The sequence below is a fragment of the Bradyrhizobium sp. McL0616 genome, assembly GCF_049993385.1.
Lineage (GTDB): Bacteria > Pseudomonadota > Alphaproteobacteria > Rhizobiales > Xanthobacteraceae > Bradyrhizobium.
Genome location: NZ_CP188255.1, coordinates 1,877,134 through 1,901,659, shown reverse-complemented (window position 1 = coordinate 1,901,659; position 24,526 = coordinate 1,877,134). Strand labels below are relative to the sequence as shown.

Genomic DNA, 24,526 nt, shown 5'->3' with positions numbered 1-24,526 from the left:
TTCTTTGGCTCACCGGTCAGGCCGACGAACGTGTCACGATCTCGAATTTCAACTCATGGCTCTTGCCGGGCGACTCGAGGCCGCCGGGCTGCAACCGCCTGACCAGCGTCTCCGCCGCAAGCGCGCCGAGAGCGAACTCCGGCTGCCGCACCGTGGTGAGCCCGAGCAGCTTGGCGACCGGAATGTCGTCGAACCCGGCGATCGCGATGTCCCCGGGGATCGAGAGCCCGGCGCCGCGCGCCGCTTCCATTGCGCCAAGTGCCAGCACGTCACTGGCACCGAACACGGCGGTCGGACGATGGCCCTTTCGCTCAAGCAGCCGCTTCATCGCGCGCGCGCCGGACTCTTCGGAATAGGCGCTGTCGGTGACGAAGTCAGGGGCAAGCCCTGCTTCCCGCATCACTGCGCTGTATCCCTGTGCGCGGCGCTGGCTCGGGCCGAACTCGGCCTGGATCATGGCGATGCGGCGATGCCCGCGCGCGATTAGGAGCCGCGTCATCTCGGCGGCGGCTTCCGCGTTGTCGATATAGACGCTGTCAATCGCGAGCGGCCCGTCCGGCTTGTGCTGGCTTTCCAGCCGCACCAGCGGAATGCCTTTCCGCGCAAGCTCTGCAAGCTGGGGCACTCGCAGATGAAAGAACGTCGCGACGACGCCGTCGGCGCGCCCCTGTAGCAGCCAGTCGATCGCGCGCGCCTCGCGCTCTGGCCGCCCGTCGGTGTCGAAGATCATGACGTCATAGCCGGCAGGCGCGGCAACGGTCTGCAATCCCCGCACGAGGCCGGGATAGAATGGGTTGGTGATATCCGGGATGACGCAGGCAAAAGTCATAGTGCGCGCGCTACGTAGCATCCGCGCCGGATGGTTCGGTCGATAGCCGAGCCCCTCGGCAACCTCGAGGATCCGCGTGCGCGTCGCCGGCGGAACCGACGGCGTCTCCGTCTTGTTCAGGACGAGCGACACCGCGGCCTGCGAAACGCCGGCCGCGAGTGCAATATCCTTCTGCGTGGGGCGGGTCGGCGCTGCTTTGTCGCGCCTCGTCCCCCGCGTCGTCCTCGTTGTTGACGTCGCCATTTGGCTTAGTTATACGTATAACTAAAGGAAAATCAACAACCGCCATCCGCGCCCGAGGAAACCGAGGTTCATCGCCATGACCATGACCCGACGCCAGCTTGTCGCCGCCATTCCTGCCGCAGCGCTTGCAGCCAATTTGCCGCGCGGCGCCCGCGCCGAGGACGGGCGCAAGGTCGTCACCTTCTGGTTCGGCCAGGCGAATTCGGACGGCCAGGCCGCGCTGCGCAACGATCTGGTCGAGGCGTTCAACGCTTCGCAGGACAAATATCTGCTGCAGATGGAAGTGAAGGGCGTCGCGGTTAACAACCTGCTGAAGGTAGCACTCGTCGCCGGCAACGGCCCGGACATCGTGCAGACCGCGGGCCCCGCCTATCTCACTGCGATCGCCAATGCCGGCCAGGTGCTCCCGCTCGACGATTTTGCCGAGAAGTACAAGTGGAAGGACCGCTTCCTCGCGCCGCTTCTCAACACCAGCGTCTATGGCGGCAAGCTCTATGCGCTGCCGCGCGACTATGAGTCGATGCATCTCTTCTACAACAAGGAACTGTTCAAGCAGAACGGCTGGAAGCTGCCGACCAACCGGCAGGAGATGGAAGAGGTCGCCGATGCCGCGCTGGCCAAGGGCATCATCCCCTTTGGCGCCGGCAATGCTGACTGGAAGGGCGTCAACGAGTGGCTGATGACGGTGTTTTTCAACAACGTCGCCGGCCCCGACAACGTCCGCAAGGCGCTCGCGGGCGAACTGCCATGGACCGCCCCACCCTTCGTCGAGGCCGTCGAGCTGTCAAAGGTCTGGTACAACAAAGGCTATTTCGGCAAGAACTATTTCTCGCTGACGATCGAGCAAAGTTTTCTTCAGGTCGTGAACGGCAAGGCGGCGATGGCACTCAGCGGCACCTGGTCGTTTGGCACCAAATCCTACGGCATGTCGAAGCCCGACACGGTGATGGACGTGATGCCGACGCCGAGCCTCGGCTCGGCCTTCACCGGGCCGCTGGTGCATCTTGCCTGCGGCGCGACCCTGTCGATCGCCAAGACCTCGCAGAACGCGGACGGCGCGGCCGCCGTGTTCGAGTTCATGCTGACGCGCAAATTCTACGAGACCATGAACCGCGACTGGCCCGGCAAATGGGCGCTGCCCGTCAAGGATCTGCCGCCGGATATGCTCCAGGGCATCGGCTATCCCCTGTTCGAGAAGACGATCGCGAATCTGCACGAGGCCTTCAGCAAGGGCCAATACGGCTTCACCACCTGGACGTTCTGGCCCGGCGCCACCAATTCCTATCTGATCGAGGGCATCGAGCAGGTCTGGCTCAACAAGATCACGCCGGACGCTTATCTCACCCGGATGCAGACGCTGTTCAGCCAGGAAGCCAAGGAAGGCAAGGTGCCGCCGCTGCCGCCGCGGACGGCCTGACCTTAAGATGTGGCTGTTCGCGCTTCCGGCGCTGCTGATCAATATCTGCATCATCCTGGTGCCCGCCGTGCTGACATTCACGGCGGCGTTCTTCATGTGGGACGGTGTCGGCACGCCGGCTTGGGCGGGACTGGCCAATTTCCAGAACATGGTCGCCGATCCCGTGTTCTGGTCCGCCCTGACCAATAATTTCATCTGGACAGCGATCTTTCTCACTGTACCCGTGTGCCTTGCGTTAGTGATGGCCGCGGCACTCCTGATGGCGCCGAATGCGCGCATCGTCGTGCAGTCCATCATCTTCCTGCCGCGCATCATAGCAGTCGCGGTCACGGGCCGCATCTTCCAGGGCATGATCTTCAGTCCGGCCACCGGCATCGTCGCCTGGCTGAATGAGCGCGGCTTTTCGATCTCCGATCCCCTGGCCGACCCCGACCGCTCGCTCTACGCCGTTGCCGCTGTCGACATCTGGCACTGGTGGGGCTTTCTTGCGGTCGTATTCCTGTCGGCGATGCGGCAGATCAGCGTCGACCAGATCGAGGCGGCACGCCTAGACGGCGCCGGCTTCTTCGCGCTGTTCCGTTATGTGCTGATCCCGGGTATTCGTCCGACGCTCATCCTCATGCTGATCCTGACCGTGATCTGGTCGTTCCAGGTGTTCGAGTTCATCTTCATCGTCACCCGCGGCGGCCCCGCCTATGGCAGCGAGGTGCTGGCGACATTCGCCTACCGTCACGCCTTCTTCGAGGGCGATGTCGGCCAGGCCGCGGCGGCCGCCTGCGTCATGAGCCTGTTCGGCCTGTGCGCCACCGCCGTCTATCTCTGGCTCCAGATCACCGACGACGCGCAATCGACATGATCGGGGACCGCTGGAGCAGGACATTCAGCCTCGCGCTGATCGGCGTCGCATCGTTCAGCTCGCTGCTGCCGATCGTGCTTGCTGTGATGAACGCGCTGAAGACGACCGTCGAGATCGGCAGCAATCCGCTGGCGCTGCCGACGCAACTGCACTGGGAGAATTTCTCCTCTGCCTGGCGCAACGCCCAGCTCGGCCCGAGCCTGTTGCACAGCGCCGAGGTCGCGACCCTCACCATTCTGATGGTGTGCATCACCGCGACGCCCTGCGCCTATGCTGGCGCGACAGAAGGGCAAATTCTGGCGCTTCATCACTTTCTACTTCATGGCCACGATCACCGTGCCCGTGCAGCTCTACCTCTACCCGCTCTATTTCATCTTTGCGAAGCTTGGGCTGGTCAATTCGATTCCCGCCGTGGCGCTGATCTACACAGCGATGTTCTCGCCGTTCGCGATCTTCCTGCTGCGCACCTATGCGCTCGCGATCCCCGTCGCACTGGAGGAAGCCGCGCAAGTCGACGGAGCAAAACCGTGGCAGACGTTCTGGTACGTGATCCTGCCGATGATGCGGCCGGGGCTGCTTACGGTCGCGATCATCGTCGGGCTGAACGCCTGGAACGAATTCGTCATCGCCGTGACGTTCCTCCAGAACGACAGCAACGTCACGGCGATCGTGCGCTTCTACAATCTGACCGGCCAGTACTCGACCGACTGGGGCGAGATGTTAGCTGCCGCCGTGACCATCGTGCTGCCGATCGTCGTGATTTTCGTGTCGCTGCAGCGCCAGTTCATCGACGGCATGACGTCAGGCGCGGTGAAGTCGTAACGCCGCACTATTTATCCTTCACAGGCACCGTGTAGTTCAGGATCAGCCGGCCGCCATCGGGATAGATGGTCTGTCCGGTGATATACGACGCATCGTCGCTGGCAAGAAACGCGACCACGGAAGCAACCTCGCTCGGCTCGCCGCCGCGACCAGCCGGCGTGCGCGACATCACGGTCTTGCGGGCATCCTCGGAGGTGTAGATGGAGGACGCCACCATGTCGGTCAGGATCGTGCCCGGCCCGACCGCCACGACACGTATGTTGTGCGGGGCGAGCGCCACGGCGGCCACAGAAGTGAGCTGCTTCATGCCGCCCTTGGAGATGGCGTAGGTCGCAAGCGTCGGGATCGCAAGCAGCGCATTCACCGAGGACATGTTGATGATGACGCCGCCGCCGCCTTGCGCGATCATCTGCTTTGCCGCCGCCTGCACGCCGAAGAATGCGCCTTTTAGATTGATGCCGATGATCTCGTCGAATTCCTGTTCGGAAATCTCCAGGATATCCCGGTTGCGGGCGACGCCGGCATTGTTGACCATGATGTCGAGCCGGCCAAACTTCCGGACCGCGGTCGCAACCGCACGGTCGACGTCCGCGCGCCGTGCGACGTGGCACGGCACAGCATACAGCTCCTTAGGCCGCCCCAACTCGTTGACGGTCTTCTCGAGCTCATCCGTATCGACGTCCGAGATGACGACCTTGACCCCATCATCGAGGAAACGCTTTGCACAGGCCTTGCCGATGCCGCGCGCCGCGCCGGTGATGACGGCGACCTTGCCGGATAGTTTCATGGGGCTCACTCCAGAATAGCTGCTTGGGCAACGGGCTATCCCGGAGAGCACCCCGGATCAAGCCGCCGCGAAGCCGAGATGAGCACGGAACCGGTTCTTGATAAAGACGGCATCACGCGAGGGCAGCGAACGCGGCGGATTTTCGGCGGCCACCTTGATCACGAACAGGCGCGGGCCCTCAGATTGCTCGCCGAGCTTCGCCGCGAGGCCTTCCACCTCCGCGATCGTCCGCGCGGTTCCGGTCGCCACAAAGCCGCAGGCCGCTGCGATCGCTGTGAGATCGACGCCGCGCCCGGTGTGGCTCGCCTGCATCCCCGTCTCGCCAAAATGCTGGTTGTCGATCACGACGATGTCGAGGTTGCGCGGGCGCGCGACACCGATGGTCGCAAGTCCGCCGACCCCCATCAATTGCTCGCCGTCACCGGTCAAAGCGAGGACGCGCTTTCCCGGCTGGGCCTGTCCCAGCCCAAGCCCGATCAGCGCGGCACCGCCCATGGCGCCCCAGAGATAGAAATTGCCGTCATGGTCGCCGACGGAATGCAGGTCGTAGGTGGGCGAGCCGAGGCCGGAGACGACCAGCGTGTCCTTGCGATTCCTGAGAAGAGCCGCGACGGCAACGCGACGATCGAGTTGAGAGGGATTGGACATCGACATCACCACTTCTTCTTGCCGATCAGGCGTTGTCCGATCAGGACCGCGATCTGCTGGTCGGAATCGTAGGCGAGCGCCGCCGCGGATTCGACGGTCTCGACCAGATCTTCCGCCGTCTCCGCGCGCATCACTTTAAGGCCGATCGCCTCCAGCGATGGCTGCGTCGCCCGGCTCATCGGCACCTGCCAGGGATTGAACTCAGCCCATTCGCCGCGCATCGTCACCAGCATCAACAGCGGAAAGCGGCCAATCGCCGACAGCGACAGCATGTTGATGCAATTGCCGACGCCGCTCGACTGCATCAGCAGCACGCTGCGCTGGCCGCCGAGCCAGGCGCCCGCGGCAATGGCGACGCCCTCCTCTTCCGTGGTCAGCACATTGGTGGTGACATCGCGGTCGGCGGAGAACATGCGGATCAGCTGGCTGTGGCCGGCATCCGGCACGTAGGACATCTGCCGCACGTCGGCAGCTTTGAGGATGCGATAGAGCTCGGACGGCCAGTCGTCGCTTGTGCGCGTTTCGAGATTCGGTTGGGGGCTGTGCACCGCTTGTCTCCGTGAAATTCGAGCGGACGCTAGCGATTATTCCGCGCGAAGGCTCTGACCGTCTGGCATGATCAGGTATTGAAGGATTGTATAGCTGCGTCTTTCTCGGTGCGCATTGCTGCGCCTTCTCCCCCTGTGGGAGAGGGCATCTCCGCAGGTCGATACGAACTCGCTAGGGTGAGGAGTCTGTTTCCGCGCATTCATGCGCATCCGTGCACGCGGAGAGATACCCCTCATCCGGCGCTTCGCGCCACCTTCTCCCGCAAGGGGAGAACGGAACAAGAAACCTCAGTTCGCCGCGGTCCTCGCCGTCGCCGGCATATAAATCTGCGCGTAGCCTTCCTTGATCGCCGATGTGATGCGATCCAAGCGTCGGTCGATGTGCTTCTCCAACACGGAGACGCAAGCGGCCTCGTCCCGCGCTTTCAGCCCCTCGACGACGGCGCGGTGCTCGGCCTGCGTATTCGAACGATTGATGCTGTCCATGTCGATCCAGCGCACAAAGCGGATGCGGGCGTTGACGTTGCGCAGCACGCGCAGCATCTCGGCATTGTTCGACATCGCCATCAGCCGCTCGTGAAAGGTCTCATCCAGCTCGACGAGCTCGACCGAAGAGCGCTCGCCGGGATCGGGACCGGTGGCTTCGAGGAATTTCAGCAGCGCGTCGATGTCCTCGTCCTTGGCGCGCTTGATGGCGAGGCGGATCGAAGCGACCTCGATCGACTTGCGCAATTCGTAGAGATCGAAAATCTCGTGCGCGTCGAGCTCCCGGCAGAAAAAGCCCTTGCCTGGCGTGAAGCGCAGGAAGCCCTCGGTGTTGAGACGATTGAGCGCCTCGCGCAGCGGCGTGCGGCTGACGCCGAGCCGTTTGGCCAGTTCGCCCTCGTTGAGCCGTTCACCCGGCTTGAACTCATAGCTCACGGCCATCGCCTTGAGCTGTTCATAGACGCGATCGACGATGCTGTCGGAAGGGAGTTCCAAATGCTTGTTCATGGGCAGCTTCTCGACCTCTAACCAAACCGACGCGGCCGCAGCCCAGCATGAAACCAGGTGATCATGGAATAGATATCATAAACGGGCAGCCCGACCTCAGCCTGCAACGCTGCCGCATAAGGCGGCATGTTGGTGCATTCGAGCACGATGGCGCCGACGTCCGGATTTTCGGCAACGAGCTGCTTGCCGGCTTCGACCACGTCACGTTCGGCCTGGGCGACATCCATATCGTCCTTCTCGGCCTTGATCAGGACGCGAAAAAATTCCTTCCCATTCTCGGTGCCGACCAGCGGCGTGTCGAGCGGCACGCCGGCGCCTTCGAGATGAGCCGGCGTCAAGGTCGAGCCGGACACCGTGACGAGGCCGACGCGCTTGCCCGGCGGCAAGGTTGCCTGCACCCACGGCACCTGCATCAGCGACGAGGTAGCAACCGGTACGCCGACGGCCGCCGCGATCTCCTTCTGGAACAGCGAGAGGAAGCCGCAATTGGTGGTGATGGCTTCGGCCCCTAACCGCACGAGATCCTTGGCCGCATCGATGAAATCAGGCAGCAGACCCGCCGCGCCCTTCAGCACCACCTTCTCCGGCGAGGCACCGCTGACCACGCGATAGAGCACAGGGAACGGCCAGGTCGTGCCGTTGCCCATGTCGCCGGGAATGCGGGGGAAGCGCGCCTCCAGCATCAGAATGCCGAGCGGCGCGCCGTAGATGGCCTTGCCGCCACGGGCGGTGCGGGAGGATGTGTTGGCTGGAGTGGTCATGATGCGATCTCAGAAGAAGCGAGTGGGAGCGAACGGCGCCAGCGGAATCTCCGGCTCCTTGCCGCTCAGAAGCTGGGCGACGAGACGGCCGGTGCGGGCCGAGCCGACCAGCCCGATATGGCCGTGGCCGAAGGCATAGACGATGTCGCGGGAGGCGCGCGCATAGCCGATACAGGGCCGGCCGTCCGGCATGCTCGGACGATGACCGAACCAGGTTTTGATGCGCGAGGCCGGAATGTCCTTCGGCAGCTTTGGGAACATGCTGAGGAGGTTGTTGCGCAAGATCTCGGCACGCTTCCAGTTCGGCTCGGCCTCGAGGCCGGCGATCTCGACTGTGCCGGCGGCGCGCAGGCCCTTGTCGGTCCAGTTCACCACCATCTTTGCATCCGACGCCATCATCGAGCTGCGCGGTCCCGATTCCGGGTTCTCGATCATGACGTGATAGCCGCGCTCGGTCTCGAGCGGCAGCGGATCGCCGACGGATGCAGTGAGCCGCTTTGAATGCGCGCCGGCCGCGACCACCGCAGCGTCGCAAGGAATCTCGCCGGTCTCGGTGAGAACCGCGACGAGCTTGTTGCCGGAAAGCTTGAAGCCCGTCGCCTTGGCCTTCACGAGCTTCACGCCGTTTGCCAGCGCATGATTAGAAAGGGCTGCAACATAAGCGCCGGGATCGCGGCAGCGGCCGGCTTCCTCCACCACCACGCCAAACGTGTAGCGCGGATGCAGATCGGGCTCGCGCTGGCGCATTTCGTCGGCGTTGAGCTCCAGCCATTCGACGCCGACGCGCTTGCGCAGGCGCCATCCGAGATCATTGTCAAAATTGCCGCGCGACGGGAACACATGCATCACGCCGTTGCGCTCGACCAGTTCGGGCACGCCGGCTTCTTCCGCGAGCTTCCTGTGCAGCAGCGGCGCATCCTTCAGGAGATCGCGCAGTGCAAAGGCCGTCTTCTCGACCCGCGCCTCGGTCCAACCCGAGAGCAGGTACTTGATCAGCCAGGGCAAGGCCTTCGGCAAGTAGGACCAGCGGATCGCGAGCGGACCGAGCGGGTCGATCAGATAGCCAGGCACCTTCTTCCAGATGCCCGGCTCCGCCGGCGGGATCACCGAATGCGACGACAGCCAGCCCGCATTGCCATAGCTCGCCGCCTGCTCGCCACCGGGCTCGCCGGGATCGATCATCGTGACGCGATGGCCTTCGCGCAGCGCCTCGATGGCGCTGATCACACCGACTGCGCCGGCTCCGATGATGGCAACGTGGCGGCCTTGCGGCATCGCTTACGCCTTCACAGCGGGCGCGAAATCCTTGCCGACCGAGATCGCGCGCGGATCGATGATGCAATGCAGGATCGACGGCTTGCCCGAGGCCAGCGCACGCTCGAACGCCGGCGCGAACTCTTCGGTGCGCTCGACGCGCTCGCCATGGCCGCCGAACGCCTTTGCGTACATCGCAAAATCGGGGTTCTTGAGCTGGGTGCCGACGACGCGGCCGGGATAGTCGCGCTCCTGGTGCATGCGGATGGTGCCGTATTGCGCATTATCGACGACGATGACGACCAGCGCTGCGTCGTACTGCACGGCGGTCGCGAACTCCTGGCCGTTCATCAGGAAGCAGCCGTCACCGGCAAAGGCAATGACAGTGCGATCCGGGTATTGCCGTTTCGCCAGCACCGCCGCCGGCACGCCATAGCCCATCGAGCCCGAAGTCGGCGCGAGCTGGGACGCAAAGCTGTGGAAGCGGTGATGGCGATGGATCCAGCCGGCATAATTGCCAGCGCCGTTGCAGACGATCGCGTCCTTCGGCAGCCGGTCGCGCAGCCAGGTCATGACCTGGCCATACTGGAACGTCCCCGGCAGCTCGCGTGCCTTCTCGGTCCAGGCCAGATAATCGGCGTGCGCCTTGGCCGCTTCGCCCTTCCAGGCGACCGCACCAGCCGGCTTCAGCGTCTCCACAGCGGCGGCGAATGCGGCAGGCGTCGCCTGGATCGCGAGCTCGGGCTGATAGATGCGGCCGAGCTCTTCCGAGCCCGGATGCACGTGAATCAGCTTCTGCTGCGGAGTCGGAATATCGAACAGCGTGTAGGACGACGACGGCATTTCCGACATACGGCCGCCGATGAGAAGAATGACGTCCGCGCCGTCGATGCGCGCCTTCAGCCCCGGGCTCGGCCCGATGCCGAGATCGCCGGCATAATGCGAATGATCGGCGTCGATCAGCGACGCACGGCGGAACGAGGTCGCAACCGGCAGGTCGAACCGCTCGGCAAAGCGCGCGATGCTCTTGGTCGCCTCATCGCTCCAGCGCGAACCGCCGAGAATGACGAGCGGCGCCTTGGCGCGCGCGAGCATGGCGCTGACACGCTCGATATCTGATGGCGCGGGCCAGCTCACCGCCGGCTCGATGCGCATGGCGTCGGCAACAGCAGCGGTTTCGGTCAGCATGTTCTCCGGCAACGAGATCACGACGGGGCCGGGACGGCCCTGCATGGCGACGCGGAAGGCGCGCGCGACCAGCTCGGGAATGCGGTCGGGGCGATCGATCTCGACCGCCCATTTCGCCATGGTGCCGAACACTGCCTTGTAGTCGAGCTCCTGGAACGCCTCGCGCTCGCGCATGCCGGTGTCGACCTGGCCGACGAACAGGATCATCGGTGTCGAATCCTGCATCGCGATGTGGACGCCGTGGCTGGCATTGGTCGCGCCGGGGCCGCGGGTGACGAAGCAGATGCCGGGCCGGCCCGTGAGCTTGCCATAGGCTTCCGCCATCATCGCGGCGCCGCCTTCGGCGCGGCAGATCATGACGTCGATCGGGCTGTCATGCAGCGCATCCAGCGCTGCGAGATAGCTCTCGCCCGGCACGCAGGTGACGCGCTCGACGCCTTGGGCGACGAGCTGATCGATCAGGATCTGGCCCCCGGTCCGGGTGTTGCGAATGGTCATGACATCTCCCTACAGGCTTTGGCGATGCGCTTCACGGCCTCGCGCAAGTATCGTTCCGAGGTGGCGTAGGACAGGCGGACATAGCGCGCAAGATCGAAAGGCTTTCCGGACCCTGCGCTGGCATCATGCCCGTCCCTGATGTTTGCACTACCCGCCATTCGCGATGATGCGACGGCAGTGATCGAGCGCGGCGCCGATCAAATTGTCGCTCGCCTCCGGGGTGCGGAACGCCGAATGCGCCGACAGCGTTACGTTCGGCAGTTCTGTCAGGGGATGACCGGCAGGCAGCGGCTCGACGGTGAAGACGTCGAGGCCGGCATGCCCAAGATGGCCCGAGCGCAGCGCATCGAGCATCGCGTCTTCGTCGACGACGGCGCCGCGCGCGGTGTTGATCAGGATGCTGCCCTTGCGCATCATCGCGATGCGCTCGCGCGACAGGAAACCCTTGGTCTCGTCGTTGAGCAACAGATGCAGCGAGACGACATCGCTGTCAGCGAGCAGCTTATCCAGCGAAACGAACGCGACGCCGGGATGCGTCTTCGGCGACCTATTCCAGGCGATCACCCTCATGCCGCAGCCTGCCGCCATGCGCGCGGCTTCCGCGGCGATGCCGCCAAACCCGACCAGGCCAAGCGTCTTGCCGGTGAGCTGGACCGCGTCGCGACGCAGCCAATTGCCCTCGCGCATGCCGCGATCCATCTCGCCAAAACCTTTTGCCGAGGCCCACATCAGGGCGATCGCGCATTCGGCCACGGCCGTGTCGCCGTAGCCCTTGATGATGTGAACGGCGATGCCGCGCTGCTTAAGCTCGTCCGGATTCATGTAGCTGCGCGCCCCGGTGCCGAGGAAGACGACGTGTTTCAGGGCCGCACATTTCGCGGCAACCGCCGTCGGCACTGCGGTGTGATCGACGATCATGATCTCGACGCCGTCCATCAGGCGCGGCAAATCGTCAGGCGTGACGGCCGGGTTGCGGTTGATGCTGACCGGAAGCTGGTTGGCTCGCAGCAGCTTTTCAGTCACGGCTGCAAGCGTGTCGTTGGCATCGACGAACAGGGCGCGCACGGGCTTATCTTTCATGTTCTGGAGAAAGAATACTATCTTGCATTTAGTCCTGAATACAAGAATAGTCCAGAAGCCGGACTGAACCTCTCTTCAGGAGCAACTGCCATGAATCGCAGGGACGCACTCACCACTGTCGCCCTCGCCGGCGCGGCGATGGCCGCGGCAGGTTCGGCCAAGGCCGACACCACGCCGACCTCCACGCTCGACCGTATCAAGAAGAGCGGCGTGCTACGGATCGCCGTCATCGCTGGCCAGGATCCGTATTTCCACAAGGACCTCACGACCAATCAATGGTCGGGCGCCTGCATCGACATGGCCAACGACATCGCCGGCAAGCTCGGCGCCAAGGTTGAGACGCTGGAATCGACCTGGGGCAACCAGATCCTCGATCTTCAGGCCGAGAAGATCGATCTCGCCTTCGCCGTCAATCCGACGCCCGAGCGCGCGCTGGTGATCGACTTCTCCTCGCCCTTTCTGGTGCACTCCTTCACCGTCATCACCAAGAAGGGTTTTGCCAAGCCGCAGACATGGGCTGAATTGAACAAGCCCGAGGTCAAGATCGCCGTCGACATCGGCTCCACGCATGAGACCATTGCGCGCCGCTATTGCTCGAAGGCGACGATCCTCGGCTTCAAGGAGCGGAACGAGGCGATTCTCGCCGTCTCCACCGGGCGCGCGGACTGCAACATCTCGCTCGCCGTGCTTTCGGTCGCGACCTTGAAGAAGAACCCGACGCTCGGCGAGCTCGCGGTGCCGCGGCCGCTGCTCACGCTGCCGACCAACCTCGGCATCCGTGCCGAAGGCGATCGCCGCTACAAGGATTTCCTCAGCGCCTGGGCCGATTACAACCGCGCGCTCGGCCAGACCCGGGAGTGGATGCTCAAGGCCTTTGAGACCATCGGCCTCAGCGCGGAGGATATTCCGCCGGAGATCCAGTTCTGACGCCCGGCAGGCCGGATTTGGAGAGCCGGCTTCTAAGATTTCAGAACAAGGCGGCGTCGAAGGCCTGTCCGTAGATCATTGCGGCCACAAGTGAGAGCAGCAGGCCCGCTCCCGAGAAAATCAACAGCACTTTCAGAGTTTCGACGTCAACGTTGATTCTCGTCGCGCGGGATATTGCCTTTGCCAATGCAACCATCATCGCCAGCTCCGAGCCTGGCCGCGCGGTCGCGCGACCTGACTTTATCTAGCGTTGTTTGGCGCATTTGCGTGTGAGGCAGATTACAGGTGATCCTGCAAAGCGCCTTCGTAAGTCAGCCCTGCGTTAATCCCGCGACACACGCGGCGTCGATGGCGTGACGTTCGCCGGCGTGTGGAAGTCCAGCCGCGCCCGGCGTTCCTCGCGCACTCCGGATTCGTCGCCGAACTCGATATATGTCTGCGCGTCCTGCTTCCATTGCGGCCATGGCGTCGCCGGCGTGCGGGGATCGCCGGTTCGCGCGAAGGCTATCAGCGTATCCATCATGCGTTCGGACAGCGCGCGATCGAACTCGGTCCAGACGCGCGTGGTGCGGAACTTGTTGAAGGTGTCCTGGGTTCCGAACCAGTAAGGCACATCGGAGGTGTGATAGGCGCCGATCTTCTGCGGGCTGTCGAAGAACTCGATGCCTGGCGCAAAGGGGTGCACGCGGGAGAACATGTACATGTAGAACGGCGCCTTGCCGGTCTTCGCTTGTGCAACGGCCCAATTGCGCGTGCCGATCTCGACCAGCCCCTCGCGCGCGGCGAGCAGGCCCATGGCTTTCGCCTCACCGTCGGTCTTGGCAGGATAGAGCGCGAGGAAGCGGTCGGCCTGGTCGCCATAGAGTTTTCGCGCGGCGGCAACATAGGCCTCTAGATTTCCGCCGGTGCGCAGATCATTCGAGCTCTCGTCGCTCGTGAAGCCTGCGACAGTGGCAACGTCGTTCTGCTTGCCGGCGGCGAAGATGTTCGGCACGGTATCCGGCAACACGTAACCGTCGATATCGGGCGTGACGGAGATGGTGCCGGCGCAGCCGAGCTGGCAGTCCTTCTGGACCGCCAAAATCTTGTCGGCCTGGATCAGCCGCATCTCGGCGAGCGATGCTGCACCGAGCGCCGACTGCACCTCGAGGCCGATCTTCTCGGCGGCCGGCAGCGCCGGGAATTTGAAGCGGTTGTCGAACATGCTCAGGCTCATCGCGAAGCCGCGATTGAACAAGCCCTTCGCCAGCGGGCTCGCCTCCAACGCGGACACCGACATGGCGCCGGCCGACTGCCCCGTGATGGTGACGTTGTCGGGATCACCGCCGAACTGCGCGATGTTGCGCTTGACCCATTGCAGGGCCGCGACCTGATCCATCAGGCCGTAATTGCCGGAGGCGTGGTTCGGCGATTCCGCGGTCAGCTCGGGATGGGCGAGATTGCCCAAAATGCCGACGCGATAGTTGAAGCTGACGAAGAGCGTGCCTTTCTTCGCAACGTTCTCGCCGTCATACATCGCCATGCCGCTGGAACCGAGCGTGAAGCCGCCGCCATAGATCCAGACCACCACCGGCAGCTTCGCGCCTGATTTGGCGCCAGCGCTTGCCCAGATGTTCAGATAGAGGCAGTTCTCGCTGGTCGCCTCCTCGCCGAAATAATGATTGAGATTGTGCCGGCGCAGCACCTGGATGCATTCGGCTGCCAATCGGTCAGCGTGATAGACGCCGTTCCACGCCTCGACCTTCTGCGGCGCGCGCCAGCGAAGATCGCCGAGCGGCGGCGCGGCAAAGGGAATGCCGAAATAGGCTTTCACGCCCGACGGCAAAACCTTGCCGGAGACAGCGCCGGAATCGATGCTGACGGGATCTCCGGGAATAGGCGTCGCGACGATCTGCGCCGGCGCGGGCCAGGCGGCCAGCATCGCAAACGTGCCAAGGACGGTCGCAATCGAAAAAGCGGAAAATCGCCGAGAGTGCCCGGCGTTGTTGTTCGATAGGCTCATCCGGCCTCCCTCATTTTCTTCTTGTCGTTGGTATTCAGGCTGAGCTCCGCCCACAAGCGAAAGCGCGTGCCCTCGTTGAGCGGAATAACATGAAACGGCTGACCGAAGATTGCGAGGGGTTCCTTGCCGGGCTCAAATCGCGGCCAGGCTTCCGCAACATCCGGTACGCCGGTCGTGACGAAGCGTAGCAAGCTCGTCTGGAACCGCGCTGCGACATCGATGTCGGCCGGTGTCATCGGCCCGCCCTTGCGCTTCAGGATCGGACGATCGATGAAGTTGGGCAGATGCGCCCACAGGCAGGCGTTGTCCGCGCCGTGGGTTGGCCCCTGCGACAGGAATGGCTCCAGCGCCGGGCGATGGTCGAACCGGCTCAGCCACGCCGCGCCGCCGGCGGCTGCGTGATGCCGGGCGAGATCGGCCATCGGGCGATGCCAGAAAGCATCCGACAACAGTGCCTTGTACGGGTCCTCGTCGAGGCGTGCGGTGCCCCGATAGTAAGCCAGCAGGCGCTCCCAACCGGCATCGCCGAAGGCGGCGCGCACGTTCCGCTCCGTGGTGCGGATCATCGCGGCCGGCGGGGTGCTCTTCAGGAACATCACCATCTCGTCGCGGCAGGAGCCGAGCCAGAGCGGAATGTCGCGCAAACTCCCGTCGGCAAAGACATCGCGCGGCTCGCGCGGGATCACGGTGCCGTCGAGCGCCGGCCCGTACACGGTGCCTGACGTCGTCTCCTCCGCGAGCCTCCGGCCGACTTTCTCGACCGCCGAGAACAGCTGCGGCAACGGCACGGACGTGATCGCGCTGGTGTCGCGCTCGAGCTGAAGCTCGGCAAGCACACGGCGCACGACGTCGTCGGCATGGTCAGCACTCATGATATTCCGCCCGGGCGCACTGAGCGCCAGGGCGCGGCTGAACTTGCCCTTGGCCTGAGGCAGGGTTGCGAGCGCAATCACCATCGACGCGCCGGCCGATTGTCCCGACAGCGTCACGGCCTCAGGATCGCCGCCGAAATTGGCGATATTGGCATGCACCCAGTCGAGCGCGGCGAGCGCATCCGAGATCGCGAGGTTGTTCGCCTCCCCGAGTCCATGGCGATGCAGTTGCAGGAAGCCGAGCGGCCCGAGCCGGTAGTTGATGGTGACGATCACCGCCGGGCCGTGCGCGGCGAGGAATGCGCCGTCGTAGTCGGCGCCGCCGCCGGTCACGAAGGCGCCGCCGTGGATGAAGAACAACACCGGCAACGGCCGATCGGCTCCCGCCAGCGTCCAGATGTTCAGGCTGAGACAGGACTCCTCAACGGCATGATCGAGGTGCCCGGGCTGCGGCGCGTAAGCGCCGTAGTCCGTGCAGCGGCGCGGCTCCGTCCACGCGGGCGGCGGCGTCGCCTTGGCAAAGCGCCGAGCGACCGCGAACGGAATCCCTTTGAAGGCGCGGACGCCCGCCTGCTCGGCGCCGACGACGGGGCCGCGCGTAGTCGGAACTGCGTTGGTCAGCATGCGCTATTATCCTGTCTCTTCGCTCAAGCGCGCCGCTTGCCGAGATCGGCGATATCGACGGTATGGGTTTCACGCGCGGTCGCGGCCGCGACCGCCGAGATCACGCAGCAGCAGGCGACGAAGGTCGCGACCGGAATCCAGCCGTTCGGTCCGTCACCGACCAGGCTCGCGCTCACCAGCGGCGTGAAGCCGGCAGCGAGGAAGCCGAGCTGGGTGCCGATCGCGGTGCCGGAATAGCGCACACGCGCCTCGAACATCTCCGCGTAGAACGACGGCCAGATCGCGTTCGGCGCAGCGTAGACGACGCCGGACAGGATCATCGCCGCGGCGAAGATCGCGATCGTGTTGCCCGACGTGATCAGCATGAAATAGGGGAACAGCAGCACCGCGCAGCCGAGCACGCCGCCGATGAATACCGGCTTGCGGCCGATCTTGTCGGCGAGCAAGGCCCAGAACGGCTGCGTGATCAGCGCTGTGACATTGCCGAGCACGCCGGCCCACAGCATGGTCGGACGCGCGACGCCGAACTTGCTCGTTGCGTAGCCGAGCGCGAATACGGCCGTCAGGGTGCTCACCGTCGCGATCAGCGCGCAGGCGATCACGCGCAGCACGTCGGGCCAGTAGTCGCGCAGCAGTGCGACGACGGGGAAGCGCGCGACCTGCGCCTTGTCCTTGATGTCTTCGAATACCGGCGTTTCCGGCATGGTCCGCCGCACCAGATAGGCGACCAGCAGCACCAGCGCGGAGAGCAGGAACGGAATGCGCCAGCCCCAGCTCAGCAATTGATCTTCGGGCATGCTGGAGATGGGAATGAACACCAGCGTCGCCAGGATCGCGCCGGCCTGCGTGCCGCTCAAGGTCCAGCTCGTGAAGAAGGCGCGGTTGGAATTGGCGGAATGCTCCAGCGTCAGCGAATTCGCCCCGCTCTGCTCGCCGGCGGCCGACAAACCTTGCAACAGGCGGAGCAGCGTCAGGATGACAGGCGCGGCATTGCCGATCGTCTTGGCGTCCGGCAACAATCCGATCGCGAGCGTCGAGGCACCCATCACCACCAGCGTGAACAACAGCACCGTCTTTCGTCCGATGCGATCGCCGAAATGACCGAGGATCACGGCGCCGACGGGCCGCGCGATATAGCCGATGCCGAAGCTCAAGAGCGCGAGCAGCGTCCCGGTCGAGGGGGCGACATTGGCGAAGAACACTTTTGGAAAGATCAGCGCGGCCGCGGTGCCGTAGATGAAGAAGTCGTAGTATTCGAGCATGCTGCCGACGAAACTGACGAGCGCGGCGCGCTTCGGCAGCATGCCAGGTGTGGCTTCCGCGGTGGACGGCGCGTGCAGCGATGCGACTGAGGTCGAGCTCATGAAATTCCTCCCCGTGTGAGATGTTGGTCGCGGCTCGCTTCTGGCCGTCCGGCCGTGCGCGCTTTTTTGTTTGGTTGCCGCAATCTCGTTTCGAACATAATGTACGAACTAGTACGTTTATGCAAGACGACATCGAAAGACATCGGATTGGGCGAAATTTGCCTTCACCTTCAAGGTGATCCATAGAAACCGGCGGGAGAAATTGTGATGCTCAAGCGCATGCCGCCCCCATCGAAGCGCACCAACGACCCCGAGCGCACCAAGCGCGACATCCTCGAAGTGGCGATGGCCGAATTCGCCTCGGAAGGCTATTCCGGCGCCCGCGTCGACGCGATCGCGGCGCGGACGCGCACCTCGAAGCGGATGATCTATTACTATTTCGGCGGCAAGGAGCAGCTCTACCTCGCCGTCCTGGAAGAGGCCTATCGCAGCATCCGCGCGCTGGAGGACCAGCTCGACATCGCCAGCTGCGACGCGCGCGAGGGACTGCGCCGGCTGATCGAGGCGACCTTCGACCATGACGAGCGCAATCCGAACTTCATCCGCCTCGTCAGCATCGAGAACATCCACCATGGCAAGCACCTGAAGCAGAATTTGCAACTGCGCCAGCTCAACGCCAGCGTCATCGCGACCCTCGACGGCATCCTCAAGCGCGGCCGCACTGAGGGCACCTTCCGCGACGACGTCGACGCCATCGATTTGCATCTGGCCATCTCCTCCTACTGCTTCTTCCGCGTCGCCAACCGCCACACCTTCGGCGCTCTGTTCGACCGTGATCTGAGCGAGCCGAAGGTGCTGGCGAAGAGCCGTGCGCAGATCGTGGAGATGATTTTGGCGTGGCTGGGGGCGGGGAAGTGAAGCGCGGCTGATCGCGTCGCCTATCCACCCGCCTGCGCACCTGCGGCGATCTATCGAGGCAACCATCCGGCCGGACTACTTCAGGTTGGATTTGGGATCGGATGGTCGCTAGGATACCGTCCGAAAGTCAGGCAAACGCGTCTCGGGGCAGCAACCAAGATGCCGCATTTCGACCGACCCGCCACTATCGTTCTCGCGCTGCTGGGCGATACTTGCCACGCCCCGTATCATGTGGGCGCATATGAAGGCCTGGTGCAGGACCCGACCCTGACGCCGAACTGGCTCTGTGGCAGTTCGGCTGGGTCGATCGCCGCAGCTATCATTGCCGGCAACTCACCCGAGAGGCGCCAGCGCGCATTGCGTGAATATCTCGAACTCTGTATGCGCGCGCCGCTGGCGAGCGCCCCATCACAGCTTTCGCCGTTAATTCGCGGCGTACGCGGGCAGTTCGGCTTCGCAAGCCGAAACGAGCAACGCAGATTCACCGCCGCCCGCGAAATGCTTTTGCGTCTGGTCGATTTCGACCTGATTAACGAAGGATCGGTGCGGTTGACGATGGTGGCGACGAACGCCGCGTCGGGACGCTGGAGGATATTCGACAACCGGCACGCCAGGATCAGTCCAGAGCACGTGCTGGCGAGTAGCCTCGCTTCGCCTGAGAACATAGGCGTCTCCATTGACGGCCAGCTCTACTGGAACGATGAGCATCTTCCGTTCACGGCGCTCGACGGACTGCTGGACAGCGAGCCGGGCGACCATATCGCCTTCGTTGTCGACCCCTGGAGCAGGGTCGCTCGGTCTCCTGTGTCGCTGAATGAAAAGCGCTCGCGCGCGAAAGAAATCACCAGCGCGACCCGGGTGGTCAAGAATATCGATTCCGTCGCCAATCAGTTTTCGTTGAAGGCTGCTGCGCGCGACAACTCGTTCAAACCGCTTTCCGCCGCCACGGCCGAACCAAGCCGACTCGATATCATCCATGCGGTCGTTGCGCGCGACGTCCAGTGCGCCCCGGAACCAGATTCGGCCATCAGGGAAAGTCAAAGAACCCGCGACATGGTCAGCCTCGCAACGCGAGAGGCTCCCTGGGATCGGCCGAGAGAAACATCCGCGGCCGTGCACAAAATCATCGGCGGAGGCATTTCGACAAAGACTTTTCCTGATGAGCCAATCCGAGGTTCACCCGTTGCAATACATCCCTCGCGAACCGACGAGGTGCGTTCAGGTACGAGCGCGAATGCATCGGATGATCTGACAAGCATCTTGGGTGCAGATCCGGCGTACAGAAAGGCGTTTAAGGATCTCATTGGCGCGCCGCGACGCTCCGCTCGGGAACCATCACCGCCGCAAAGGCAAAGCCTGAATTTCACGTTGGAGGGCGAGCAGGCGCGCCAGAGCGAAGCCGTCTGGGGAAGCCAATTTGACCTCGCTGTCAGCTATGGACTGGCTGGAGAGGGTGACCTCGGAGGTGTTCTCAGCAAGGAAATTGATCGTCTGATCGCCCGGCCTTCAATGAAGCTCGGCATCACGATCGTGCCGAAAGGGCTGCTTCTGGCCGACGGCATCGCTACGCGCGAAGCACGCTTCGAAAATGGAACGCTGACAGGAGAGGCGCCGCGCTTCAAACTTGCAGCCCCGTCTCGATCCGAGCCTTTGGATGCCGAAGCTGAACCATCCGGCATTCACATCGTCCTCTCGGTCGCCGGCGCCCTGATACACACGTTCTTTCTCGAAATCCATCTCGTGGATGCTTTGGGATCAACTGCATACGCTCCCGTCGTGATTGATTTCGACCTGCAGGCAATTGCTGCAGCCAAGCTGGAAGAGCGGATCGCCGAGCTCGTCATCACCAGCAAGGGGGATTCCTGGCAGGTCTACTGGAACGTCGACGGCGTACGCGGCGAGCCCGAGGTCACCTCGGTGGTAACCCCTTCGAAGCTGAAAGCTGCCTACGATTCCCTCATCGTCGACGACATCAGGAAGATCGCGAACAACGCGTTGTGGAAGAGCATTGATGAGGAGCTGACTTTGCCTTCCGACGACATCTCGCGCGACCTGGCGCGGGAAGCGATGCAGGCCGCTGTTACCGTCGGATCGAAACTGTACCGCCTGTTCTCGGAAGATCCCGTCTTTCAGAAGATGTTCCAACAAATCGAAGCGCTGCCCCTGGGGGCCAAGATCGCCGTAATCACCGATTCCGTCGTCCTTCCCTGGGAGATGCTTTATCCTCTCGACTATATCGACGGCTATCCGGCCGAAAATTACCAGCCGGAACAATTCTGGGGCAACCGCTTCGTCATCGAATCGCTGCTCATCGTGACGTCAACGGAAGAGAAATTACCGACGAATCGCCAGCAAGCCCGCCCACTTCACGTCACCATGGGCCTGAACGAGGGCATCGACCTTGAAAAGGCCTGGGAAGGCCGCAAGCTGCTTCCGGTGAAATTGCAGAAGGACTATTTCGACCTGAAGCTCGCGCACCGCGGCAACTATGCAAGCGGCTTCAATCAGGTCATGACTGCATTTCGCGACCAATCCGCCAACGCGAGCCTGATCTATTTCTTCTGCCACGGGACTGCCGATATCCTCGAGTTCGAGAAATCAAAGCCTTTTACGGCGTTCCACGTCAGCGGCCCTCCCTTCGAGAATTGGCCACTGGTGTTCGTCAACGCGTGCGACGCCGGCAATATATCCCCGGTCTCCTTCCTGTCCTTCCGAAAGGAATTCCGGAAGCGACGATCTGCAGGTCTCGTGGCGCCGTCGTTTCCAATTCCGACCTTGTTCGCCGCCGTGCTGGCGAGGACGTTCATAGAACGCTATGCCGAGCGGATCCCCGTCGGCAAGATTCTGTTCGATCTTCGCCGGGAGTTGCTCGCCAGGGATAATCCGCTCGGCCTGTGGTATTCGCTGCAATGCCCTCTCGACCTGAAGGCACCGACCTGATGGCTCAGAAACCCGTCACGCTCATCGTGAGCGATCTTCACATGGGAGATGGAAAACGCGGCGACGATTTTGTCGACGACAGGCAGCAGTTTGCGAACTTTGTTCATCAACAGGCACAGACCGACGAAGGCCGGCGCGGCGAGATCGAGCTGATCATCAATGGCGACCTTCTCGAATTCGTTCAGGTTCTCCCCGAACGATATACCTTGAACTCGCCCGACTTCTGGTGCTCGGAAGAGGAATCGCTGGCCAAGCTGGATTGCATCCTCGCCGGTCATCCGGAGGCGTTTGCCGCGCTCGCCGAATTCCAGAAGCCCGGCAACATCGTGACGATCTTTGCCGGAAACCACGACATAGACCTCTACTGGACAAAGGTGCAAGACCGCCTCCGCCGCGAGGCTGGCAACGTCAACATCGAACTCGGTGACGATACCTACGTGCGTTACGACGGCAGGCTGCACATCAGCCATGGCCATCTGTTCCCGTCGATCGATCCCGTCAACGGCTTCAAGCACTGGCGCAATCCGATTCTTCACATGCCGGACGACAAGGAAGCGCCGCGGTTGGAGATGTGTGTTGGGACCCTGTTCGTTGTCCGATTCGTGAACCTGCTCGAGAACAAATACCCCTTCGTCGACAACGTGCATCCCCAGACCGAGTTGGTTCGGATCCTGCTTCGTGAAGACCGATGGGGACTGCGGACGGTTGGATGGCTCGGCGCCAGGTTCGTCATCCAGCATTTCGGCGCATCGCTCTCCGCCGAGAGCAGAGACGACATCGGACCGGAGCTCCTGGGCGCCATACGGGGCGATGTCTTCTTTCGCGAGAAGCTTGCCGGGCTCTGCCGCGACCTGCTTGGTTGGCACGAAACAACCGAAGCCGACGTCCTCAAGCGCTTCGCAAGCGAGGAGCAGGTCGCAGAGCTTCTCGACTTGCTGCTGAAGGCGGACCCGACCTTGACCAAATGGACCGATGTTCTGGAAATCGCCAAGCCCGCTGTCAATTCAGCCGAAGAGCCTGGCGGAGCGACGCTGATGTTGCACGACGCCTCACGGATCGACGCGCGGGCAGAATGTTTGACCATTGCTCGAAACAAATGGAAGGCGCTCGCGGAAATCGTCGTGCTGGGCCACACCCACCTGCCAGAGTCCGTTGAGGAGAACGGGCGCCGGTACTACAATCCCGGTTCATGGACGCGATATATCGAGGACCCTTCCTCTCTCACGCTGCGGGATCTCGAGGACGACAACACCTATCCATACGAGCTCAACTACGTCCGCATCGAGGATGACGGCGGCAAGCTCCGGAGCGAGCTGCTCTGCGTGGATCGTCGGACAAAGAGCGCACTCAGTACGGCATGACTATTCGTCTCACCACGAAAAGGCAGGCGATAGAGGCTCCTCATCCACCCTTCTTCTGCCGTGTGCTCGCCAGCAGCACCAGCATGAAGGACGCCGTGGTCATCAGCGTCGAGATCGCGGCGATGGTCGGGTCGATCTCGTCGCGCAGCGCGGTGAACATGCGCTTGGTCAGCGGCTGATACTGGCCGCCGGAGATGAAAAGCGCGACGATGGTTTCGTCCATCGCCGAGATGAAAGCGAAGATGCCGCCCGCGAGCACGCTGGACTTGATCTGCGGCAAGGTCACAGCGAAGAAGCTGCGCAGGCGGCTCATGCCGAGGCTGCGCGCCACCATCTCCTGCGCCGGATCGAAGCTTTGCATGCCCGCCAGCACGGAGATGACGACGTATGGCAAGCCCAGCATCACGTTCGCCAGCACGAGGCCCGGCAAGGTCGCAACCAGGCCGACCTTGGCGTAGACAAAGAAGATGCCGACGGCGGTGATGATGATCGGCACCACCAGCGGCAGCAGCAGCGCCATGTGGAAGATCCGCATGATACGCAGCTTGGATTGGCTGATGGCGTAGGCGGCGGCGACGCCGAGCGGCGTCGCGATCAGCACGGTGAGAAACGCGACCGTCAGCGTCACCCGCGTCGCCTGCATCCAGGCCGGGTTCGAAAAATATTGCTGATACCAGCGCAGCGAGAACGACGGCGGTGGGAAGGTCAGGAAGCGCGCGCTGGAGAACGAGATCGGCGCGATGATCAGTACCGGCAGAATCAGATAGATCAGCACCAGCGCGCTGATCACGTAGAGAGCGATCCGTGCTGGCGATACACGCGTCATTTCTGCCCCAAGATGCGATCGAGCGAAATGAAGCGGCTGACGACGGCGAAGATCAGCAGCACGCTGGCGAGCAGCACCACCGCAACCGCGCTGGCCGCGCCAAACTGGTTGTAGAGCTCGACATTCCGGCTCACCAGCATCGACACCATCACCGTGCGACCGCCGCCGAGCAGCTCCGGCGTGATGTAGAAGCCGAGGCAGAGCACGAACACCATGGTGCAGCCCGCGAGCATGCCCGGCAGCGACAGCGGCAGGAAGACGCGCATGAACGTCAGCGATGGGCTCGCGCCGAGGCTGGCGCCGGCCTGCATCAGATCCCCCGGGATCTTCTGCATGGTGGCATAGAGCGGCAGCACCATGAACGGCAGCAGGATGTGCACAGTCGCGACCACCGTGCCAAACGTGTTGTGCACCAGCGCGAGCGGCTCGCCGATGACGTCGAGATAGCGCAAAAGCTGGTTGATCACGCCGGTGCGCTGGAGCAGCGCCAGCCAGGCATAGGCCCGCACCAGCACGCTGGTCCAGAACGGGAGCACGACCAGCGCCAGGATGAGGATGCTCCATCCTTTCGGCACGGAATTGGCGAGATACGCCACGGGATAGCCGAGCAGCAGCGCGATCACGGTGACCGCGAGGCTGATCTCGAAGGTCAGCGCAAAGCTACGCCAGTAGATGTCCTCGGTGAAGATGCGGCGGTAGTTCTCCAGCGTGAAGCCGTCGTGGTAGATCGACTGCCAGGCGAGCCAGCCGACCGGCAACACGATCAGAGCCAAGATCACCAGCAGCGCCGGCGACACCAAAGCCAGCATCAGGCCGTGCTCACGGCGC

Annotated in this window: 23 protein-coding genes; 7 read left to right on the top strand and 16 right to left on the bottom strand. The window is 63.2% G+C overall.

Annotated features, from left to right (window positions below; all coding sequences use genetic code 11):
- Positions 1-16 precede the first annotated feature (16 nt).
- Positions 17-1,072 (bottom strand): LacI family DNA-binding transcriptional regulator, encoded by a 1,056-nt coding sequence (locus ACPPVR_RS09250; RefSeq protein WP_426613919.1) that lies wholly within the window; start codon positions 1,070-1,072, stop codon positions 17-19.
- Positions 1,073-1,148: 76 nt separating this feature from the next.
- Here ACPPVR_RS09250 and ACPPVR_RS09245 point away from each other — a divergent pair, with 76 nt between their 5' ends.
- Positions 1,149-2,489, top strand: a complete 1,341-nt coding sequence (locus tag ACPPVR_RS09245) for an ABC transporter substrate-binding protein (protein WP_426613918.1) — start codon at positions 1,149-1,151, stop codon at positions 2,487-2,489.
- Between the two features lie 7 nt (positions 2,490-2,496).
- A complete protein-coding gene (locus ACPPVR_RS09240; protein WP_426613917.1) occupies positions 2,497-3,345 on the top strand; it encodes a carbohydrate ABC transporter permease in 849 nt (282 codons plus the stop codon).
- Here ACPPVR_RS09240 and ACPPVR_RS09235 read toward each other — a convergent pair.
- On the bottom strand, positions 3,320-3,595 hold the full coding sequence (locus ACPPVR_RS09235) for a hypothetical protein (RefSeq protein WP_426613916.1): 276 nt from the start codon (positions 3,593-3,595) through the stop codon (positions 3,320-3,322). The genes ACPPVR_RS09240 and ACPPVR_RS09235 overlap by 26 nt on opposite strands.
- Before the next feature lie 20 nt (positions 3,596-3,615).
- On the opposite strand from ACPPVR_RS09235, the gene ACPPVR_RS09230 reads away from it, so the two are divergent.
- Positions 3,616-4,167 carry a carbohydrate ABC transporter permease gene (locus ACPPVR_RS09230; protein WP_426613915.1) on the top strand — a complete coding sequence of 184 codons (552 nt, stop codon included), beginning with the start codon at positions 3,616-3,618 and terminating at the stop codon, positions 4,165-4,167.
- A gap of 7 nt (positions 4,168-4,174) precedes the next feature.
- Here the strand turns inward: ACPPVR_RS09230 and ACPPVR_RS09225 are convergent, their stop codons facing one another.
- The 8 genes from ACPPVR_RS09225 to ACPPVR_RS09190 form a co-directional block, all read right to left on the bottom strand.
- Positions 4,175-4,954: an SDR family NAD(P)-dependent oxidoreductase gene (locus ACPPVR_RS09225; protein ID WP_426613914.1), complete on the bottom strand. Its 780-nt coding sequence runs from the start codon at positions 4,952-4,954 to the stop codon at positions 4,175-4,177.
- A 57-nt stretch (positions 4,955-5,011) separates the two neighbouring features.
- The gene (locus ACPPVR_RS09220; RefSeq protein WP_426613913.1) at positions 5,012-5,602 is read right to left on the bottom strand and encodes a thiamine pyrophosphate-dependent enzyme; all 591 of its coding nucleotides are present in this window, start codon (positions 5,600-5,602) and stop codon (positions 5,012-5,014) included.
- Between the two features lie 5 nt (positions 5,603-5,607).
- Positions 5,608-6,150, bottom strand: coding sequence for a thiamine pyrophosphate-binding protein (locus ACPPVR_RS09215; RefSeq protein WP_426613912.1), 543 nt, complete (start codon positions 6,148-6,150; stop codon positions 5,608-5,610).
- A 288-nt stretch (positions 6,151-6,438) separates the two neighbouring features.
- Complete coding sequence (locus ACPPVR_RS09210; RefSeq protein ID WP_426613911.1) at positions 6,439-7,143, bottom strand: GntR family transcriptional regulator; 705 nt, start codon at positions 7,141-7,143, stop codon at positions 6,439-6,441.
- 17 nt (positions 7,144-7,160) lie between these two features.
- Complete coding sequence (locus tag ACPPVR_RS09205) at positions 7,161-7,904, bottom strand: aspartate/glutamate racemase family protein (protein ID WP_426613910.1); 744 nt, start codon at positions 7,902-7,904, stop codon at positions 7,161-7,163.
- A 9-nt stretch (positions 7,905-7,913) separates the two neighbouring features.
- The gene (locus ACPPVR_RS09200) at positions 7,914-9,179 is read right to left on the bottom strand and encodes an NAD(P)/FAD-dependent oxidoreductase (RefSeq protein ID WP_426613909.1); all 1,266 of its coding nucleotides are present in this window, start codon (positions 9,177-9,179) and stop codon (positions 7,914-7,916) included.
- 3 nt (positions 9,180-9,182) lie between these two features.
- Entirely contained in the window at positions 9,183-10,844 is a 1,662-nt protein-coding gene (locus ACPPVR_RS09195) for a thiamine pyrophosphate-binding protein (RefSeq protein WP_426613908.1), read from the bottom strand.
- A gap of 147 nt (positions 10,845-10,991) precedes the next feature.
- Entirely contained in the window at positions 10,992-11,909 is a 918-nt protein-coding gene (locus ACPPVR_RS09190; protein ID WP_426613907.1) for an NAD(P)-dependent oxidoreductase, read from the bottom strand.
- 105 nt (positions 11,910-12,014) lie between these two features.
- Here ACPPVR_RS09190 and ACPPVR_RS09185 point away from each other — a divergent pair, with 105 nt between their 5' ends.
- Entirely contained in the window at positions 12,015-12,851 is an 837-nt protein-coding gene (locus ACPPVR_RS09185) for a transporter substrate-binding domain-containing protein (RefSeq protein ID WP_426613906.1), read from the top strand.
- Positions 12,852-12,891: 40 nt separating this feature from the next.
- Here the strand turns inward: ACPPVR_RS09185 and ACPPVR_RS09180 are convergent, their stop codons facing one another.
- From ACPPVR_RS09180 to ACPPVR_RS09165, 4 genes are all read right to left on the bottom strand, one after another.
- Positions 12,892-13,050 carry a hypothetical protein gene (locus ACPPVR_RS09180; protein WP_426613905.1) on the bottom strand — a complete coding sequence of 53 codons (159 nt, stop codon included), beginning with the start codon at positions 13,048-13,050 and terminating at the stop codon, positions 12,892-12,894.
- A gap of 123 nt (positions 13,051-13,173) precedes the next feature.
- Complete coding sequence (locus ACPPVR_RS09175) at positions 13,174-14,853, bottom strand: carboxylesterase/lipase family protein (protein ID WP_426613904.1); 1,680 nt, start codon at positions 14,851-14,853, stop codon at positions 13,174-13,176.
- Entirely contained in the window at positions 14,850-16,349 is a 1,500-nt protein-coding gene (locus tag ACPPVR_RS09170; protein WP_426613903.1) for a carboxylesterase family protein, read from the bottom strand. Before ACPPVR_RS09170 ends, ACPPVR_RS09175 begins: the two co-directional genes overlap by 4 nt.
- A 23-nt stretch (positions 16,350-16,372) precedes the next feature.
- Positions 16,373-17,713, bottom strand: a complete 1,341-nt coding sequence (locus ACPPVR_RS09165; RefSeq protein WP_426613902.1) for an MFS transporter — start codon at positions 17,711-17,713, stop codon at positions 16,373-16,375.
- A gap of 207 nt (positions 17,714-17,920) precedes the next feature.
- Here ACPPVR_RS09165 and ACPPVR_RS09160 point away from each other — a divergent pair, with 207 nt between their 5' ends.
- From ACPPVR_RS09160 to ACPPVR_RS09150, 3 genes are all read left to right on the top strand, one after another.
- Positions 17,921-18,571: a TetR family transcriptional regulator gene (locus tag ACPPVR_RS09160; protein WP_426613901.1), complete on the top strand. Its 651-nt coding sequence runs from the start codon at positions 17,921-17,923 to the stop codon at positions 18,569-18,571.
- Between the two features lie 159 nt (positions 18,572-18,730).
- Positions 18,731-21,511, top strand: a complete 2,781-nt coding sequence (locus ACPPVR_RS09155; RefSeq protein ID WP_426613900.1) for a hypothetical protein — start codon at positions 18,731-18,733, stop codon at positions 21,509-21,511.
- Positions 21,511-22,872 carry a metallophosphoesterase family protein gene (locus tag ACPPVR_RS09150; protein WP_426613899.1) on the top strand — a complete coding sequence of 454 codons (1,362 nt, stop codon included), beginning with the start codon at positions 21,511-21,513 and terminating at the stop codon, positions 22,870-22,872. The genes ACPPVR_RS09155 and ACPPVR_RS09150 overlap by 1 nt, the downstream gene beginning before the upstream one ends.
- Before the next feature lie 40 nt (positions 22,873-22,912).
- Here ACPPVR_RS09150 and ACPPVR_RS09145 read toward each other — a convergent pair whose 3' ends face one another.
- Both ACPPVR_RS09145 and ACPPVR_RS09140 read right to left on the bottom strand, forming a co-directional pair.
- Positions 22,913-23,698 carry an ABC transporter permease gene (locus tag ACPPVR_RS09145; RefSeq protein ID WP_426613898.1) on the bottom strand — a complete coding sequence of 262 codons (786 nt, stop codon included), beginning with the start codon at positions 23,696-23,698 and terminating at the stop codon, positions 22,913-22,915.
- Positions 23,695-24,507: an ABC transporter permease gene (locus tag ACPPVR_RS09140; protein ID WP_426616058.1), complete on the bottom strand. Its 813-nt coding sequence runs from the start codon at positions 24,505-24,507 to the stop codon at positions 23,695-23,697. The genes ACPPVR_RS09145 and ACPPVR_RS09140 overlap by 4 nt, the downstream gene beginning before the upstream one ends.
- Positions 24,508-24,526: the final 19 nt, after the last annotated feature.